The sequence below is a fragment of the Faecalibacterium hominis (ex Afrizal et al. 2022) genome (assembly GCF_049545105.1).
Lineage (GTDB): Bacteria > Bacillota > Clostridia > Oscillospirales > Ruminococcaceae > Faecalibacterium > Faecalibacterium duncaniae.
Window position 1 is genome coordinate 347,787 of sequence record NZ_CP186860.1, and the last position, 15,360, is coordinate 363,146.

23 protein-coding genes and 1 pseudogene are annotated in these 15,360 nt (G+C 50.8%); all 24 read left to right on the plus strand.

What is annotated here, in order from left to right:
• The first annotated feature begins 32 nt into the window (after nt 1-32).
• The 24 genes and pseudogenes from ACKXGA_RS01715 to ACKXGA_RS01830 all read left to right on the plus strand — a co-directional run bounded on the left by ACKXGA_RS01715 (nt 33) and on the right by ACKXGA_RS01830 (nt 15,284).
• Entirely contained in the window at nt 33-365 is a 333-nt protein-coding gene (locus ACKXGA_RS01715; RefSeq protein WP_423729936.1) for a hypothetical protein, read from the plus strand.
• Nucleotides 366-435: 70 nt separating this feature from the next.
• Nucleotides 436-1,053: a hypothetical protein gene (locus tag ACKXGA_RS01720; RefSeq protein ID WP_317393819.1), complete on the plus strand. Its 618-nt coding sequence runs from the start codon at nt 436-438 to the stop codon at nt 1,051-1,053.
• Nucleotides 1,054-1,076: 23 nt separating this feature from the next.
• A complete protein-coding gene (locus tag ACKXGA_RS01725; RefSeq protein ID WP_423729937.1) occupies nt 1,077-2,063 on the plus strand; it encodes a DUF6353 family protein in 987 nt (328 codons plus the stop codon).
• A gap of 124 nt (nt 2,064-2,187) precedes the next feature.
• Nucleotides 2,188-2,358: a histidine kinase gene (locus ACKXGA_RS01730; protein WP_117535330.1), complete on the plus strand. Its 171-nt coding sequence runs from the start codon at nt 2,188-2,190 to the stop codon at nt 2,356-2,358.
• On the plus strand, nt 2,339-2,875 hold the full coding sequence (locus ACKXGA_RS01735) for a hypothetical protein (protein ID WP_423729938.1): 537 nt from the start codon (nt 2,339-2,341) through the stop codon (nt 2,873-2,875). The genes ACKXGA_RS01730 and ACKXGA_RS01735 overlap by 20 nt, the downstream gene beginning before the upstream one ends.
• Entirely contained in the window at nt 2,872-3,423 is a 552-nt protein-coding gene (locus ACKXGA_RS01740; protein ID WP_423729939.1) for a hypothetical protein, read from the plus strand. Before ACKXGA_RS01735 ends, ACKXGA_RS01740 begins: the two co-directional genes overlap by 4 nt.
• Nucleotides 3,424-3,579: 156 nt before the next feature.
• Nucleotides 3,580-3,834, plus strand: coding sequence for a hypothetical protein (locus ACKXGA_RS01745; protein ID WP_117535333.1), 255 nt, complete (start codon nt 3,580-3,582; stop codon nt 3,832-3,834).
• Nucleotides 3,835-3,866: 32 nt separating this feature from the next.
• The gene (locus ACKXGA_RS01750) at nt 3,867-7,871 is read left to right on the plus strand and encodes a DUF5906 domain-containing protein (protein WP_423729940.1); all 4,005 of its coding nucleotides are present in this window, start codon (nt 3,867-3,869) and stop codon (nt 7,869-7,871) included.
• Between the two features lie 6 nt (nt 7,872-7,877).
• A complete protein-coding gene (locus tag ACKXGA_RS01755) occupies nt 7,878-8,495 on the plus strand; it encodes a hypothetical protein (RefSeq protein WP_423729941.1) in 618 nt (205 codons plus the stop codon).
• A 17-nt stretch (nt 8,496-8,512) separates the two neighbouring features.
• Entirely contained in the window at nt 8,513-9,052 is a 540-nt protein-coding gene (locus tag ACKXGA_RS01760; protein ID WP_423729942.1) for a hypothetical protein, read from the plus strand.
• Nucleotides 9,053-9,062: 10 nt separating this feature from the next.
• Nucleotides 9,063-9,443: a hypothetical protein gene (locus ACKXGA_RS01765; protein WP_215665758.1), complete on the plus strand. Its 381-nt coding sequence runs from the start codon at nt 9,063-9,065 to the stop codon at nt 9,441-9,443.
• Nucleotides 9,444-9,577: 134 nt separating this feature from the next.
• Nucleotides 9,578-9,962 (plus strand): annotated as a pseudogene (locus ACKXGA_RS01770) (DUF3846 domain-containing protein).
• Between the two features lie 137 nt (nt 9,963-10,099).
• On the plus strand, nt 10,100-10,375 hold the full coding sequence (locus ACKXGA_RS01775) for a hypothetical protein (RefSeq protein ID WP_423729943.1): 276 nt from the start codon (nt 10,100-10,102) through the stop codon (nt 10,373-10,375).
• 198 nt (nt 10,376-10,573) lie between these two features.
• The gene (locus tag ACKXGA_RS01780) at nt 10,574-10,771 is read left to right on the plus strand and encodes a hypothetical protein (protein WP_423729944.1); all 198 of its coding nucleotides are present in this window, start codon (nt 10,574-10,576) and stop codon (nt 10,769-10,771) included.
• An 8-nt stretch (nt 10,772-10,779) separates the two neighbouring features.
• On the plus strand, nt 10,780-12,000 hold the full coding sequence (locus ACKXGA_RS01785; protein WP_423729945.1) for a hypothetical protein: 1,221 nt from the start codon (nt 10,780-10,782) through the stop codon (nt 11,998-12,000).
• On the plus strand, nt 11,987-12,217 hold the full coding sequence (locus tag ACKXGA_RS01790; RefSeq protein ID WP_423729946.1) for a hypothetical protein: 231 nt from the start codon (nt 11,987-11,989) through the stop codon (nt 12,215-12,217). Before ACKXGA_RS01785 ends, ACKXGA_RS01790 begins: the two co-directional genes overlap by 14 nt.
• A 19-nt stretch (nt 12,218-12,236) precedes the next feature.
• Nucleotides 12,237-12,935 (plus strand): dATP/dGTP diphosphohydrolase domain-containing protein, encoded by a 699-nt coding sequence (locus ACKXGA_RS01795; RefSeq protein WP_423729947.1) that lies wholly within the window; start codon nt 12,237-12,239, stop codon nt 12,933-12,935.
• Nucleotides 12,928-13,089 carry a hypothetical protein gene (locus tag ACKXGA_RS01800; RefSeq protein ID WP_423729948.1) on the plus strand — a complete coding sequence of 54 codons (162 nt, stop codon included), beginning with the start codon at nt 12,928-12,930 and terminating at the stop codon, nt 13,087-13,089. Before ACKXGA_RS01795 ends, ACKXGA_RS01800 begins: the two co-directional genes overlap by 8 nt.
• Nucleotides 13,090-13,140: 51 nt before the next feature.
• On the plus strand, nt 13,141-13,503 hold the full coding sequence (locus ACKXGA_RS01805) for a hypothetical protein (protein WP_317393804.1): 363 nt from the start codon (nt 13,141-13,143) through the stop codon (nt 13,501-13,503).
• Nucleotides 13,504-13,574: 71 nt separating this feature from the next.
• Entirely contained in the window at nt 13,575-13,769 is a 195-nt protein-coding gene (locus tag ACKXGA_RS01810; RefSeq protein ID WP_317393803.1) for a hypothetical protein, read from the plus strand.
• 195 nt (nt 13,770-13,964) lie between these two features.
• Nucleotides 13,965-14,315 carry a hypothetical protein gene (locus ACKXGA_RS01815; RefSeq protein ID WP_423729949.1) on the plus strand — a complete coding sequence of 117 codons (351 nt, stop codon included), beginning with the start codon at nt 13,965-13,967 and terminating at the stop codon, nt 14,313-14,315.
• A gap of 31 nt (nt 14,316-14,346) precedes the next feature.
• Nucleotides 14,347-14,505, plus strand: a complete 159-nt coding sequence (locus ACKXGA_RS01820) for a hypothetical protein (RefSeq protein ID WP_423729950.1) — start codon at nt 14,347-14,349, stop codon at nt 14,503-14,505.
• The gene (locus tag ACKXGA_RS01825) at nt 14,502-14,702 is read left to right on the plus strand and encodes a hypothetical protein (RefSeq protein WP_215665747.1); all 201 of its coding nucleotides are present in this window, start codon (nt 14,502-14,504) and stop codon (nt 14,700-14,702) included. Before ACKXGA_RS01820 ends, ACKXGA_RS01825 begins: the two co-directional genes overlap by 4 nt.
• 141 nt (nt 14,703-14,843) lie before the next feature.
• Nucleotides 14,844-15,284 (plus strand): hypothetical protein, encoded by a 441-nt coding sequence (locus ACKXGA_RS01830; RefSeq protein ID WP_423729951.1) that lies wholly within the window; start codon nt 14,844-14,846, stop codon nt 15,282-15,284.
• Nucleotides 15,285-15,360 lie beyond the last annotated feature (76 nt).

Consider the following 15,360-nt stretch of genomic DNA (forward strand, 5'->3'; position numbering starts at 1 on the left):
ATAAACTTATATTTAAGAAAGAGGTAACAAAAATGGGCGAAATGATGAACATGAACGAAACTACTATGGAGAACGAGACTTCTGTTGAGGTCGTTCCGGAGGAGAATGTTCAGATGATCGATAACGAGGAAACTTCGAGCAATGGCTCGGGCATTGGTCTCGCTGTTGGTGCTGTGGGTCTGGTTGCAGCCGTGGGATACGGACTGTACCGGAAGCACAAGGCCAAGAAGCAGAACAAGGACGAGGAGAAGCCGAAGACCAAGAAGAAGATCGTCTGGCAGAAGCCCTGGAAGATCGAGAATGTCGATTCTGCACAGGTGGACGTTCCTGATGAGGACGTTGAGGAAACTTCTGAAGAGAAGTAATGTTAGGTAAGGCGAGAGCCGTGGAGAAATCTGCGGCTCTTACTTTTTTGTTTTTTGAAAGGATGACAACATGGCACAAGTAAACATGCCGAAGAGCAGCATCGGACAGCAGCCTGCCGCAGAGCCCCAGAAGAAGTTCCAGAAGGTCGTCAAGGGAAAAGTGACCCTCAAGGAGCAGAACGATATCCAGAAGATCGCCAACGAGTTCCTGGCGGAAGACCTCAAGACTGTGAAGAACCGCATCGTGGTGGACTATCTGCTGCCCATGCTGAAGAACGGTCTGTGGAGCATTTTCAACTCAGCCGTCAGCATTGCACTGTTCGGCGAGGACCGTTCCCGCGGTTCTTCGAGCAACTACTCCGGCTCCCGCACCCAGCGGAACAGCTACGACACCTACTATCAGGGCGGCTCCGGCAACCGGCAGGGAAATCCGAACCGGGCCGTAGGACGCAGCTTGCAGAACCTGGACTTTGAGTTCCGCGGGGATGCAGACGACACGCTTTCCCAGATGTATGATGCGATTCGCCAGTATGGTCAGGTTTCTGTGGGCGACCTGTGGGATCTGATGGGCGTTTCCAACGAGAGCACCGATTACAATTACGGCTGGTACAACCTTGATGGGGCGTTCATCAAGGGTATCCCGGGCGGATATCGCCTGATGCTGCCTCGCCCTGTACCGCTGCGCTGAACAATAAGAAAGGATTGATATTTATGAAGTTCCTGAAAAAGATCGACAAAACCGAAATCGTGGAAACGATGACCCGTACTGCATCCAAGTGCGGCTACAAGCTGAAGAAGGCAAGCCCCACCATTATGATCGTTGGTGCTGCCATCGGTGGTGTGACTGCTACTGTGCTGGCCTGCAAGGCGACCATCAAGGCGCAGGATATTATGACCGAGCACTATGCTCAGGTTGAGAGCATCCACACGGCCAAGAAGCAGATCGAGGATGGCACGGTCCAGCTGAGCGAGGGCGAGACCTACACCGAGAAGGATTACAAGAGCGATATTACGACCACCTACGTCCAGACCGGCCTGAAGCTGGCAAAAGTGTATGCGCCTGCGGTCACTCTGGGTGCGGTATCTCTGGGCTGCATGTTCGGTTCCCACCACATCATGTCCAAGCGCAACGCGAGCCTGACTGCGGCTTATATTGCGCTGGACAAGGCCTTTGAGGAGTACAAGAGCCGTGTATCCGACCGCTTTGGCAGCCGTGTACAGGAGGAGCTGGAGCACAACATCAAGGCTGTGGAGCTCGAGAGCAAGAGCACCAACGAGCAGGGCGTGGAGGAGACCATCAAGGAGTACAAAGACATCGCCATGCAGCACACCAGCCCCTATACCTGCATTTTTGACGAGACTGTCGACACCTGGCAGCCCGACAACATGCTGAACCGCAACTACCTGTTCCTGATGGAGCAGGCGGCAAACAAGCGTCTGCGTATCCAGGGGCACCTGTTCCTGAATGACGTTCTGGCATCTCTGGGCACCCACGGAGGTGTGACCATGAAGACCCCGGAAGGCCAGATCGTGGGCTGGATCTATGACCCGAACGACCCGACCCGACAGAACCACGTGGATTTTGGTGTGACCAACTACGTCGAGGGCGACGAGGCACTGAACAGCTTTATCAACGGCGGGGAGCGCTCGGTGATGCTGCGGTTCAACTGCGACGGGCCCATCATCGACAAGATCTGAGACTGATATTTTGGAGGAATACGCTATGACCAGATTCGCTAAGAGACTGTCTTACCTGTTTGCTGCCATGGCCGGAGTCTGTTTCGTCTCTGGTCTGGCGGTTCTTTCTGAGTGAGGTGGAACGATGGAAACTTTGGAAAGCACTTTCCTGTTTCTGGACTATCTGACCGATACCAAACGCAAGCGCCACATGGTGGGAGGCATTCTGATGAGTGTCTCCCTTTTCTTTGGCGGATTGGCGTTTACCATGATGACGATCAAAGGAGACATCGACAATGAACAAGACCGTGCGTGATATTCTGCTCTTTGCAGCAGGCTTTGGGGCAGGTGCCCTTGTGATGCACACCGTTTTCGAGAAGAAATACGAGACCTATTACGGCAAACGGTACGAGGCCGAGCGTGAGAATCTGCGGCAGAAGGAAGCCGATATGGACAAGACCATCGAAGAAAGGGCGACCCAGAAGAGCTTTGAACAGCTGGCCGGGAAGTACCGTACCGAATCTGACCCGGAAGATGTAGTGGCACATGAAGCCATCGAAGTCATTGAACCGGATCAGTTTGGTGAGCTGGACGACTATGAGACTTCCTTTCTGACTTACTATGCGGACGGAAAGCTGGTGTTCGATACGGAGGATCAGCCCGTGGACGACGATGATATTCCGAAGATCATCGGCAACGAGGCGCTGGACCGCATTGGCGAGTTCGCACCGAGCGCTGTTCATGTCCGCAACCACAACTACCACAAGGATTACGAGATTCTCCGGGTTCGGGAGAACTGGCCCGGCAACCACGACGATGAGGAGGATGAATGAACTTTATGAGGGAGACGGAGCAGTATTATGACTGGCTCTACAAGATCGTCTGCGGCGAATGGGAACCCCGGAACCTCAGCTTTCACCGCTTACTGATGTATCTTTTTAACCGGGATTATATTCCGGCGTGCGAAATGGATGTCTGCCGGGCAACGGACGGCATCAACCTGCGGTACCGCTTTGCATCGGAGAATAATATTCCGTACGGGAAGATCGATGCGGTATTTCAGGGCGTACCCTGCTCTATGCTGGAAATGATGGTGGCGCTGGCAATTCGCATCGAGGAGCACATCATGGAAGACCGCAGCATGGGCAACCGTGTGGGGCAGTGGTTCTGGAGCATGGTCGTCAGTCTGGGCCTGGCTGCCATGGATGACACCCGTTTCAGCGAAAAGCGCGCGGAACCGATCCTGGCCCAGTTTATGGATCGGGACTACCAGCCGAACGGGGCTGGCGGTCTCTTTACGATTACCCGTACGTCCATTGACATGCGTACCATTGATATTTGGTACCAGTTGATGAGCTGGTTGAATGAGAATGAGTTTTGATGACGTATGAATCAAAAATCTGCATCCCTATGGAAGGATTCGTTGAGAAGATACTCGACGAATCCCATGTGATGCTGCGAATTACGGCGTGTCGAGACGAGAACAACATTGGTCGGCTGATTCTGGCTGACCCGAATTACTGGAGGAAAATTGACAATGGAACTGACTGATATTTTGATCGACCTGAGCAACAGCAAGGCTGCACTGGAGGTGGCCAATCACACCATCCGCCGCATGAAGGGCAAGTGCATCCGGAAGAACATTCTCATCGCTGGCCTGCTGTGGTTCGGCTTTGTCTCCTGCAAGATGGTGAACGAGGCGGAAAAGCAGCGCAAGGAAGCCGATGAGCGTGCCCGTGAGGCAGAGGCAGCGCTGGCCCAGATGACCCTCCAGAAAGAGAAAGACGTATAAAAACCTCGGAGAAAGGAGGAAATCAGTTACAAATGATTGATTTCCTGATGATTGCAACGCGGACGGGAAAACGCGGGACAATCGAAATTTATCCCAAATTCATCATCAAGAAGTCGAAAGACCTGATGATCCGGGGTTCTGATTTTTACGCGGTCTGGATGGAAGAGCGGGGGCTTTGGAGCACGGACGAACAGGATGCGCTCCAGATGATCGACCGCGCGCTGGATATTTACGCGGAGGAACACAAGCAGGTCTTCAATGACAGCTACCGTGTTCTGCACATGTGGGACGCGGAGAGCGGGATGATCGACAACTGGCACAAATACTGTCAGCGTCAGATGCGGGACAACTACCACGCCCTTGACGATACATTGATATTTGCGAACACCCCGGTCAAGAAGGAAAGCTATGCGTCGAAGCGGCTGCCGTATCTTCTGGAGGAGGGGAGCATCAGCGCCTACGACGAGCTGATGACTACCTTATATTCTCCCGAGGAGCGAAAGAAGATCGAATGGGCGGTTGGCGCGATCGTGAACGGCGATTCCCGCAAGATCCAGAAGTTCCTCGTGCTCTATGGCCCACCCGGCAGCGGTAAATCGACCGTGCTGAACATCGTCCAGAAACTTTTCGACGGGTACTGGTCGGTGTTTGACTCCAAGGTGCTGGGATCATCATCCAATGCGTTTGCGCTGGAGGCGTTCAAATCGAACCCGCTGATCGCGATCCAGCACGACGGTGACCTTTCCCGCATCGAGGACAACACCCGGCTGAACTCGCTGGTATCCCACGAGACCATGCTGGTGAACGAGAAGTTCCGCAGCCAGTATTCCAGCCAGTTCAAGTGTTTCATGTTTCTGGGCACCAACAAGCCCGTTAAGATTACGGACGCAAAATCGGGCCTGATTCGACGACTGATCGATGTGGAACCTACCGGCGAAAAAATCCCTGCAAAAAAGTACCGTGACCTTGTAGCGAAGGTGGACTTTGAACTGGGTGGCATCGCATGGCACTGCAAGGAGGTATACGAGCAGAACAAACATCTCTACGATGATTATATTCCGACCCGTATGCTGGGTGCATCGAACGACTTTTACAACTTTATGCTGGATTCCTTTTATATTTTTAAGAAGGAGGACGGTGTATCCCTGAAGCGGGCCTGGGCGATGTACAACACCTACAATGACGAGGCAAAGGTAGCGTACCCATACTCGCGCCGTGCATTCCGGGAAGAGCTGATGAACTACTTCGAGGAGTACAAGGAACGCGCGGAGACCGTGAATGGCGAGCGGGTGCGGAGCTACTACAGCGGCTTCAAAGCGGAGAAATTCAAAGAGTTCCTTGACGAACCTGTGAAGGCAGAAGAACCCACTGCCGAGCCGGAAACGTCATGGATCGAGTTCAAGGAGCAGCATTCTCTCTTCAATGATATTTGCAAGGACTGCCCTGCACAGTATGCGACAGACGATGGCATTCCGATGCGAAAATGGGAGAATGTCAAGTCAAAATTGGCCGAACTGGATGCTTCGAGACTGCACTACGTGAAAGTTCCGGAGAATCACATTGTCATCGACTTTGATATTCCCGGGCCAGATGGAAAAAAGAGCTTCGAGCGCAACCTGGAAGCTGCCTCCAAATGGCCCCAGACCTATGCAGAGCTGAGCAAATCTGGTGCGGGCATCCACCTGCATTATATTTACACCGGCGATGCAACGAAGCTGAGCAGGATCTACGACGAGAACATCGAGGTCAAGGTGTTCACGGGGAAGTCCTCTCTGCGGAGAAAACTGTCGAAATGCAATGATATTCCGGTTGCGACCATCAGCAGCGGCCTGCCACTGAAGGGAGAAACGAAAATGGTTGATACAAAGCAGATCCAGGATGAGCGGCACCTGCGTATCCTCATCAAGAAAGCCCTTGCCAAAGAGATCAGCCCCTATACGAAGCCCAGCATTGACTTTATTGCACACATCATGGACGAAGCCTACGAGGGCAATGTCGTTTACAACGTGGACGACATGCGGAATGCAATCCTGGGCTTTGCCGCCAGCAGCACGAACCAGGCGGACACCTGCCTGAAGATCGTGGCGAAGATGCACTTCAAATCGAAGGATGACATCCAGCGGGAGGCCCCTGTGGGGGAGGAAACGCCATTGATATTTTTCGACGTGGAGGTATTCCCGAATCTGCTGCTCGTGAACTGGAAGTTCGCCAAGCAGGAGCCTGTACACCGCATGGTAAATCCTACGCCGGAGGAGATCGAGAGCCTGACAAAGTATCGGCTGGTCGGCTTCAACAACCGCAAGTACGACAACCATATCCTCTGGGCCCGCATGATCGGGATGTCGGTGGAGCAGATCTATGCGTTGTCCAACCGGATCATTAACGAACACACGGGCTTCTTTGGTGAGGCGTACAACCTGTCCTACACTGATATTTACGACTTCTCGTCGAAAAAACAGAGCCTTAAGAAGTTTGAAATCGAGTTAGGGATTCACCATCAGGAGCTGGGACTTCCGTGGGATCAGCCGGTGCCGAAGAGCCTGTGGGACAAGGTGGCCGAGTATTGCGACAACGATGTGATCGCGACCGAGACCTTGTTCTACTCGAAAAAGCGTCAGGCAGACTTTGTGGCACGTGAGATTCTGGCAGACCTTGCCGGGATGACGGTGAACGACACGACAAACTCGCTGACAACACGCATTATTTTCGGCAAGGAAAAGCACCCCCGGCTGGTCTACACCGACCTTGCTACGGGAAAATCCGATGCGATCGTGGAAGTCGAGCCTGATATTTTGACCGACTGCAACATCATCAATGCCTTTCCCGGTTACGAGTGGGTCAAGGGCGAGGACGGCAAGTACCACAACATGTTCCGGGGTACAGACCTGGGCATGGGGGGTTATGTCTACGCTGAGCCCGGGATGTACACGAACGTAGCTTTGCTGGACGTTGCGTCGCTGCATCCGCATTCGGCTGTTGCCATGAACTACTTTGGCGAGTACACCAAGCATTTCAACGACCTGATGGATGTACGAATCTACGTCAAGCACGGCGAGTACGAGAAGGCAAAGGGGCTCTTTGGCGGCAAACTGGCAAAGTACCTCGATGATCCGCAACAGGCAAAGGCTCTGGCACAGGCGCTGAAGATCGCCATCAACTCGGTTTACGGGCTGACCAGTGCAAGCTTCGACAACCCGTTCCGCAACCCCAAGAACGCCAACAACATTGTGGCGCTTCGAGGGGCTTTATTTATGCGCACTTTGCAGGATGAAGTGCAGCAGCGCGGCTTTAAGGTCGCGCATATCAAGACGGATTCGATCAAGATCCCCGATGCGACCCCGGAAATCATTGCGTACTGCATGGATTTTGCAAAAAAGTACGGCTACACGTTCGAGCATGAGGCAACCTACGAGCGGATGTGCCTGGTGAACAATGCCGTTTATATTGCGAAATACATGACCGCAGACCGCTGTGAGGCGCTTTACGGTTATATCCCGGGCGACTGCAAGGACGAAGGCGGCGAATGGACGGCGACGGGCACCCAGTTCCAGGTACCGTATGTGTTCAAGACCCTGTTCTCTAAGGAGAAGATTGAGTTCGCTGACCTCTGCGAGACAAAAACCGTTTCCAAGGGCGCTATCTATCTCGACAAGAACGAGGACCTGCCTGAAGGCGAACACAATTATATTTTTGTGGGACGCGTGGGACAGTTCTGCCCGATCATACCGGGAAAGGGCGGTGCTCTGCTGCTGCGGGAAGCAGGCCTGACGGATACCGGCGAACGGAAATATGCTTCTGTGACCGGAGCAAAGGATTACCGCTGGCTGGAAAGCGAGGCGGTCTATCAGCTCCAGATGCAGGAGGATATCGACAAAAGATATTTCAACCGGGAAGTCGATGAGGCAGTTGAGGAGATCTCCAAGTACGGCGACTTCAACTGGTTCGTTGGTGACGATGGTGTTGCTCCCTGGACAGCGCCGGATCTTCCCTGGAGCGATGCACAGGAAGAAGCAGCAAGAAATTTTGACGTGAGGTGATATTTTATGACGAACAAACTGTACGATTCCAAAGGACAGCTGATTGGCTATATCAGAACCGTTGAGAAGAATCAGCACGACGACCTGGTGAAGGTGATTCTTTCCACTGGTCACGAACTCGTATTTAGCCCGTGTGATCTGACCTCTGATCAAGACGGCAATTGGCGTATCCGTTCTGGTGCGCTCTATCCTCGGTGTGAGGGTAAGAAGACAGCTTCTGCTATGAGCACAGCAGCCATCAAAGATGTTATCTTTGCTCCTCCGGCCACGATCGTTTACTGGTCGGATGGCTCCAAGACCGTTGTGAAGTGCAGCGAGAATGATGCTTTCGACCCGGAGAAGGGGCTGGCCATGGCGATTGCAAAGCGTTGCGGCGGCAACAAGGGCAGCTATTACAAGGAGATCCAGAATTGGGTCGAGAAGAGCGGGAAGAAGTATCCCGGGAAGCCTGCTGCCGGAAAAGCTGTCGATCTGGATGTGCTGAAAAAGTACAGTTCTGAGGCAAATAAGGATTTTGAGAAGTTCCTCAGCGCGGCCATGAGCAACAATCAGTCTGATACACTTCTCCACCTGACAGCACTCGTGGCGGATCTCAAAATTCTGGAAAATGAATTCAACAAGTAAAAAGGAGACTGATATTTATGTACACCAAGCGCCAGAAAGTCAATATCGACGACACCCGTTTCATCTTTACCACCAACTTCAGCGGTGATCCCAGCCGTGACCGCTTTGGCTCGGACAAGCGCCGCGTCAATGTGGTGATCCCGACCATGGATCTGGTGAATCACCTCATGGATCTCGGCGTGAAGGTTCGTCAGACCAATCCGAATCCTGAGCGCACCTACGACGAGCCGTTCGTTCCGACCTACTTCGTGCCGGTGACGATCAACATGGATTCCAAGTGGCCCCCGCATATCTACTGGGTCACCACTTCCGGCAAGCGCCTGCTCTGCAACATGGACACGATCAGTCAGCTGGACTTTATCCGGGTCAAAAACGTCTGTCTCCAGGCAAACCTTGTCGAGAAGCGGAACGCACCCGGCGAATACAGCCTGTATGCGGATGTGATGTATGTTGAGCAGGATGCGGATGCTGATCCGTACGCAGAGCGCTATGCCCGGTTTGCAGCTCCTGAAGCAGACATGGCAGAGCCGAGCGACCACACCGAAATTCCGTTCTGAGGTGAAGCATATGAAGAAACTGTTTATCAGCGTACCGATGAAAGGCCGCACTGAAGCACAGATCCGAGCAACCATGGAGCAGATGCACCATATTGCTGAGGCTGTGTTTGGCGAGGAGCTGGAGGTGATCCAGACTTATATTTCTGATGATCCTCCGGCTGATGCGAATCAGGCAGTCTGGTACCTCGGTGAGAGCATCAAGAAGATGGCGGATGCAGACTACTTTATCGGGATCTACGATGAGGAGAAGGCGTTCCGTGGCTGTGCGATCGAAAACCTGGTTGCACGTTCGTACAATATCCCGAGCTACGTGATCAACTTTGGTTTCGTAGCCCCTGATGTTACGGAAGCTCGTGCAAAAGCCAACCGGAAGTACAACAGCTATTATTGATCATTGATATTTTTCGAGTGCCGGGGTCAGTCCCTGGTCGAATGCCCAGTCGGTGAGTGCCCACGTCGCAAATGGCGGCTCAAAGGAAACAACTCGATTTATATTTTTGATGTGCAATTTGGGAGGTTGACAGTATGAAAGTTCTGAGGGTTCGCCCAAAGCATTACCCTGAAGTGATTGACATTGACTGTTCTCTGGAATCGCTCCAGAAAGAGGTGGAAGGCCCGATTCAGGCTGTTTACCCGTGGGACGATGAGGTGGCATTGATTTGCAACGAAGAAGGAAAGCTGCATGGAGAAACTCAACCGGACGCTCGACGGCCCTTATGGCATCCCCATTGATATTATCGTTGGAACATTCCTGATTGTAGGCCTCACGGAGGATGATTTCGGTGAGCTTTTGCCGGAGTTCGTCGAGAAGTACGAGAAGATGTTCCATCAGCCGAGAAAGTTCGTCACCTACACGGATAGCGAAGGCAAAGCACATCTCGGCGTTGATTATTGTACACCTGAAGAATAAGCACATGAGAGCCCTGGAGAAATCTGGGGCTCTTTTATTTGAGTCATTAGCATGGGCTGTACGGTGGGTTCGATTCCCGCATGACTCGCAACCGGGCCAGAGAGCCTGATAATTGAACAACAGAAGGAGTAAGGATTATGAGCAGAGAAAAAGTAAAAGAGATCGTCGATTACATGGTTTCGGAGGGTACACAGAACACCAACTACGGCTGCTGGGCCTTTGATATTCCGGAACTGTGCGACAAGTTCGGCCTTCCGCTGGAATGGTTCTATGAGCACAACGATGATATTTGCCGCGAACTCGACGAGCATGATGAGGTTGCTGATTACGAGCAGAACTACGACTGGAACAACCATCCGCTGAATTACGACCTGGTTTATTACACGGACTTCTGCCATTTTGAGGAGGTGTGATATTTATGGGCGGACTTCGCAGAGTAGATAAGGCTTGCAAAAAATGCGGCGCTATGATGTATCAGGTTCCGTCAAAAAGATTGTACTGCGATAAATGTCGAGACACCGTACCGCGTAACATGTCAAAGACGGAAGAAAAGCCTAAAAAGCTCACACTATCAGAAATCATGCGCGAAGCAGACAAGGAGGGCTTGCAATATGCGTCCTACTGCAAAAAGCACGGACTTTACTAAGAAAAAAGAGCTCTGGAAGGTGTTCAGAAAGCACCGGAAAGAGCTCTTTGCTTATACCGTCAGAGGGGAGGGCGAAGATGAGGAAGAGGCGACGATCTCGCTTCTGGCCTACGAGAATCACTGCAAGAAAAGTGACATTTATATGACGTTGGAAATGAGGTGAGTGACCTGATGGCAGGTGTAACGCTCTACGACTACCAATTGGATGCGATCAACCGTATGAAAATCGGCTGCATCTTATGCGGAGGCGTAGGAAGCGGAAAATCGAGAACGAGTTTGGCGTTCTATTACAAACTTTACGATGGGGAGGTGAACACAGAAAATTATGTTCGTATGACAGAGCCTCCGGATCTTTACATCATCACGACTGCCCGGAAACGGGACACCGGAGAGTGGGACGAAGAACTGGCCCATTTCTACATGTCTACAGATCCAGAGCATGATATTTACGAGCACAAGGTCGTGGTGGATTCCTGGAACAATATCGGAAAGTACGTTGGCGTAAAGAATGCGTTCTTTATATTTGACGAACAGCGAGTCGTTGGAAAAGGCGCATGGGTGAAATCTTTCTACAAAATTACGCAAAATAACGAGTGGATTCTGCTCAGCGCCACCCCCGGGGACTGCTGGACGGATTATATCCCGGTGTTCATCGCCAATGGGTTCTACCGAAACAGAACGGACTTCAACAACCAGCACGTGGTATACAGCCAATTCTGCACGAAGTACCCGAAGATCGATCGGTATCTGAATACCCAGCGCTTGGTACGGCTGAGGGAACGGATTCTGGTTGACATGGACTTCGAGCGGCCAACGGTATCGCACCATGAGAATGTATTTGTGGAGTACGACAAGGTGAAGTATCTGTCGATCTGCAAGAACCGGTGGAACCTCTGGGAGAACAAGCCAATCGAGACCGCCAGCGAGTTCTGCTATCTGCTGCGGAAGTTGGTGAATGCTGATGCAAGCCGACAAGAAAAAGTGCTGGATATTTGTAAAGGCAGACCTAGGGTCATTATCTTCTATAATTTCGATTATGAGCTCGATATTCTGATGGGTCTGGAATATGGCAAGGATACCGAAGTTGCACAATGGAACGGGCACAAGCATCAGCCACTTCCTGAAGGCGACAGGTGGGTGTATCTGGTGCAGTACAATGCCGGCGCTGAAGGCTGGAACTGCATCAAGACTGACACCATTATATTTTACAGCCAGAACTACTCATATAAGATCATGGAGCAGGCCTCGGGGCGTATCGACCGGCTGAACACACCGTACAAGGATCTGTACTACTACCATCTGAAGAGTAGGAGCGGTATTGATCTGGCGATTTCGAGAGCCCTGAACTCGAAGAAAGCGTTTAATGAGAGGAAATTTTATGGAGCAGATTAACTTTGAAGATGTATTTGCTGACCTGATTCATTCTTTTGAATCTGCGGCAGATAAAATAAAGAAAATCACAGATGAACTGGAGGACGAGGTTTATATGAGAATTGCAAATGACCGGAAAGCTGCCAATGGATTCCGTCCGAGCTATCCGAAATGCAAGATTCCTAAGACCGATATGGCTAACAAAGTTATGCAGGGGCGGATTCATAAACACTACTAAATAGAAAGGATTGATATTTGTGATCAAAGATTCTGGAGATCGCACCGAATTTGAAACTGGTGCAAAGCGTGATATGCACGCCGGGAAGGGGCGGATGGACCTTCTGCCTTGGTATGGCATCATGGAAGTCAGCAAGCACTGCGAAGAGGGCGCACTGAAGTATGGCGAACACAATGTGGACAAGGGTATTCCGCTGCATTCGCTGCTGGACAGCGCTTCTCGGCATCTGGCAAAGTACATGGTCGGAATGGACGACGAGGACCACCTGCGAGCTGCCTGTTGGAACCTGCTCTGGGCACTGAACCAGCGGGAGACGCACCCGGAGCTGGATGATAGGTTCTCCGTTAAGCAGGAGAAGGCTGAGAAAAAACGTCCCTGGATATCTGTCGAGTGCACCAATTGCATGAAGCGCTATCCGATTGCTCCTGAGGTATGGTCATATAATGCAGACGGAGTTTCTATCGATAACAAAATTTTGAGATGCCCATTTTGTAAAGCAAACGAGGTGCACAGATATATCGGCGACCTTGACGGATATGCAGATCCTGACGAAAAGCTCGTTGCTGTTAAATGCGGTGGCTGTAATGCTCATTTTGGGATTCCTGCATCTAACTGGAACAGTATGAAGGCGTGCACAATCCATAACGGTGAGGTTCTGGCACGTTGCCCTCGCTGCGGGAAGGACACTTTTATTTCGGAGGTGAAACCTGATGAGTGACTGGATGCGCGAAGTGGACTATGCGACCTACTGCCCGAAGTGCAAGAGCTTCAAGGTGCTGGAGACGGATGAACCCTGCAACGAGTGCCTGACGGAGTGTGCGCGGGAGGGTACGGTGAAGCCTCTGAAGTTTGAGGAGAAGACGCGAAAATAACAGACTCCTTTATGGAGAAATCCAAATACTGACTATAAAGGAGAAATATTTATGGCAAAGGTTTACACTATGGAAGAACTCGAAAGAGCACGAAAGAAAGCTCAAATTCGGGAGTGGTTCCAGGACAAAAAGGTAAAAGCACAGACTTGGTGTTATGAGCACAAAGAGCAGATTATTACTTATGGTCCGGTTGTTGTGGGCGGAATTGCAGCAGGAGCAAAAATGCTGTCGAAGCACGCGGCACTGACCAAGGAGCAGAATCTGAAGGATTTGTACTGCTACGACAGAAGTTTGGGACATTACTGGAAATTGCGTCGGGAACTGACGAACGAAGAATGGCTGGAAATCGATAAGAGAAAGAAAAACGGTGAAAGACTAAGTGATATTCTCGATGATATGAGGGTGTTGGACTGACTTCATTATGGAGCCGTGGAGAAATCTGCGGCTCTTTATTTTCTGAACTGTAACAAAAAGGAGCGATTCAAATGCACGAGATTCAGGAAAAAGCCACGACCCATAAGGTCTTCATGAAAATCATCCGCCCTTGGCCCGGACGAAGCGGATACTTAGAAAAGTTCTCTGATTTAACCTCGAACGGTATGGCAAGGTTTCGCTTTGAGGGTGATAACTACGATACCATCGCTCATGTGAGCAATATGGAATATAAGGTATATGACTGATTTCAAATCTAAAATTGTAGAGTATCAGGAGGAACGGTGAACGCTAAATGATATTTGCTGAAGAGGATTTGAACTCTTTGAATGCTATTGCTGGACTATTGGCTTCATTCGGGTGTGATAGTCAGGCTGGCTGTGTGCTTTATATTCAGCATAAAATCGCAAAGACCATGGAGGCTGACGAAAGGAAATGCAGAAATGAGAAACATGTCTAAGAAAACCTGGAAACTCCGGGTTTGGAATCACATGACCGAGATGCAGAAGCTGGATATTCTGCTGAAGCATGCTAAGGTTCCGCATACGTATGACCCGAAGTACCTCAGCGATTATACTGAGCAAATTGTCGTGTATAACTCGGAAGGTCAGCGTATGTGGGATGCTATTTGTTTTCATGGAACTTTTAGTCTCCCCGGAAGTTATGGAGCTGAGCAGGGGCTTATCGAGGTGATGGGCGCACAGCTACTTGGCCATGATGATGTCAAGGGCTGGCTCACGGCTCGTCAAGTCACAAAGATGTGGAGGTGTAGAAATGCTGCGCAAAATCGTTGATTTCGTCAAAAAGATATTCTGGACAGAACCTATGGTTTCGACAGTCAACACGCTGAAAGATGCCATGCGGGAGCTTGAGGTGGCCCGGAACCACTTTGAGAACTGTGATCCGGAGTTTATCACGGCCGCTATCTTCGAGCTGAACGCTGCGGAGAGCCGTCTGGATGCTGCGAGGAGGTGCGCGGTATGACAACTTTCTACTGCCCTACATATTTCTGCAATTTCTGTGAGCGAGAGTTTGAAGTGGGTAATCGCTATCATAATGAAGAGGAAGCATTTAATAAAGCAAAAGAATTGATGTACCACAAAGCTGTTCACATCTGTGATAATGGAAATATTGGTGTCGGTGTTTTTACAGGATTTGAAAGGGTGGATATCGGTGACTAATAATACTTGGGAAAAAATCGGCCATATGCTGGGTCATATTCTGGCGGCAACGCTGGTTATTTGCGCATGGCTGATCATTATTGTGTTCACGCTGAAGGTGATCTGGTTCATTTTGTTCCGGATTCTGCTGTGAGGTGCGATATGATTGACTATGAAGAAGTTGTTGAGGCCATATGGAGGTACAACTGTCCTCGAATCGACATTGATGAGGATGTTACGACCCTTTATGCGGATGGCAAAGCCTTTGCGCAAGTTATTCGCAGGGCCGACGGGTCACGCGAGGACTTGTATTTTGAGGATTACGAGCTTCAAAAAGATATCCTGATCAAGCCGAACGCTACATTGCGTGATGTGGTCGAGCTTTGCATGAATGGTGACATTAGCTACGCAGATGCTCGTGAATGGTGCATGGAGAATGATATTTCACTTGGGCAGTTCGACAGGTGGCTATATGGTGCGCTGAGAAAGTCTGATAACCCTGCCCGGGTGGAACCGAAAGAACCGTGGCCATATCGAGTGGTGGCGGGCATAAACCGGGTGCTGGAGATTCTGCTTAACTCGATTTTGGAGGATTTTATATGAGATGTTGTCCGGTATGTTACGCAAAGGCAAAGCCTATTGTGTCTGATACGATAATGACTGACGCGAAACTTGAAAT

Coding starts and splice junctions, on each gene's coding strand:
- ACKXGA_RS01715 (WP_423729936.1), top strand. CDS start 33: ATGGGCGAAATGATGAACATGAACGAAACTACTATGGAGAACGAGACT.
- ACKXGA_RS01720 (WP_317393819.1), top strand. CDS start 436: ATGGCACAAGTAAACATGCCGAAGAGCAGCATCGGACAGCAGCCTGCC.
- ACKXGA_RS01725 (WP_423729937.1), top strand. CDS start 1,077: ATGAAGTTCCTGAAAAAGATCGACAAAACCGAAATCGTGGAAACGATG.
- ACKXGA_RS01730 (WP_117535330.1), top strand. CDS start 2,188: ATGGAAACTTTGGAAAGCACTTTCCTGTTTCTGGACTATCTGACCGAT.
- ACKXGA_RS01735 (WP_423729938.1), top strand. CDS start 2,339: ATGAACAAGACCGTGCGTGATATTCTGCTCTTTGCAGCAGGCTTTGGG.
- ACKXGA_RS01740 (WP_423729939.1), top strand. CDS start 2,872: ATGAACTTTATGAGGGAGACGGAGCAGTATTATGACTGGCTCTACAAG.
- ACKXGA_RS01745 (WP_117535333.1), top strand. CDS start 3,580: ATGGAACTGACTGATATTTTGATCGACCTGAGCAACAGCAAGGCTGCA.
- ACKXGA_RS01750 (WP_423729940.1), top strand. CDS start 3,867: ATGATTGATTTCCTGATGATTGCAACGCGGACGGGAAAACGCGGGACA.
- ACKXGA_RS01755 (WP_423729941.1), top strand. CDS start 7,878: ATGACGAACAAACTGTACGATTCCAAAGGACAGCTGATTGGCTATATC.
- ACKXGA_RS01760 (WP_423729942.1), top strand. CDS start 8,513: ATGTACACCAAGCGCCAGAAAGTCAATATCGACGACACCCGTTTCATC.
- ACKXGA_RS01765 (WP_215665758.1), top strand. CDS start 9,063: ATGAAGAAACTGTTTATCAGCGTACCGATGAAAGGCCGCACTGAAGCA.
- ACKXGA_RS01775 (WP_423729943.1), top strand. CDS start 10,100: ATGAGCAGAGAAAAAGTAAAAGAGATCGTCGATTACATGGTTTCGGAG.
- ACKXGA_RS01780 (WP_423729944.1), top strand. CDS start 10,574: ATGCGTCCTACTGCAAAAAGCACGGACTTTACTAAGAAAAAAGAGCTC.
- ACKXGA_RS01785 (WP_423729945.1), top strand. CDS start 10,780: ATGGCAGGTGTAACGCTCTACGACTACCAATTGGATGCGATCAACCGT.
- ACKXGA_RS01790 (WP_423729946.1), top strand. CDS start 11,987: ATGGAGCAGATTAACTTTGAAGATGTATTTGCTGACCTGATTCATTCT.
- ACKXGA_RS01800 (WP_423729948.1), top strand. CDS start 12,928: ATGAGTGACTGGATGCGCGAAGTGGACTATGCGACCTACTGCCCGAAG.
- ACKXGA_RS01805 (WP_317393804.1), top strand. CDS start 13,141: ATGGCAAAGGTTTACACTATGGAAGAACTCGAAAGAGCACGAAAGAAA.
- ACKXGA_RS01810 (WP_317393803.1), top strand. CDS start 13,575: ATGCACGAGATTCAGGAAAAAGCCACGACCCATAAGGTCTTCATGAAA.
- ACKXGA_RS01815 (WP_423729949.1), top strand. CDS start 13,965: ATGAGAAACATGTCTAAGAAAACCTGGAAACTCCGGGTTTGGAATCAC.
- ACKXGA_RS01820 (WP_423729950.1), top strand. CDS start 14,347: ATGGTTTCGACAGTCAACACGCTGAAAGATGCCATGCGGGAGCTTGAG.
- ACKXGA_RS01825 (WP_215665747.1), top strand. CDS start 14,502: ATGACAACTTTCTACTGCCCTACATATTTCTGCAATTTCTGTGAGCGA.
- ACKXGA_RS01830 (WP_423729951.1), top strand. CDS start 14,844: ATGATTGACTATGAAGAAGTTGTTGAGGCCATATGGAGGTACAACTGT.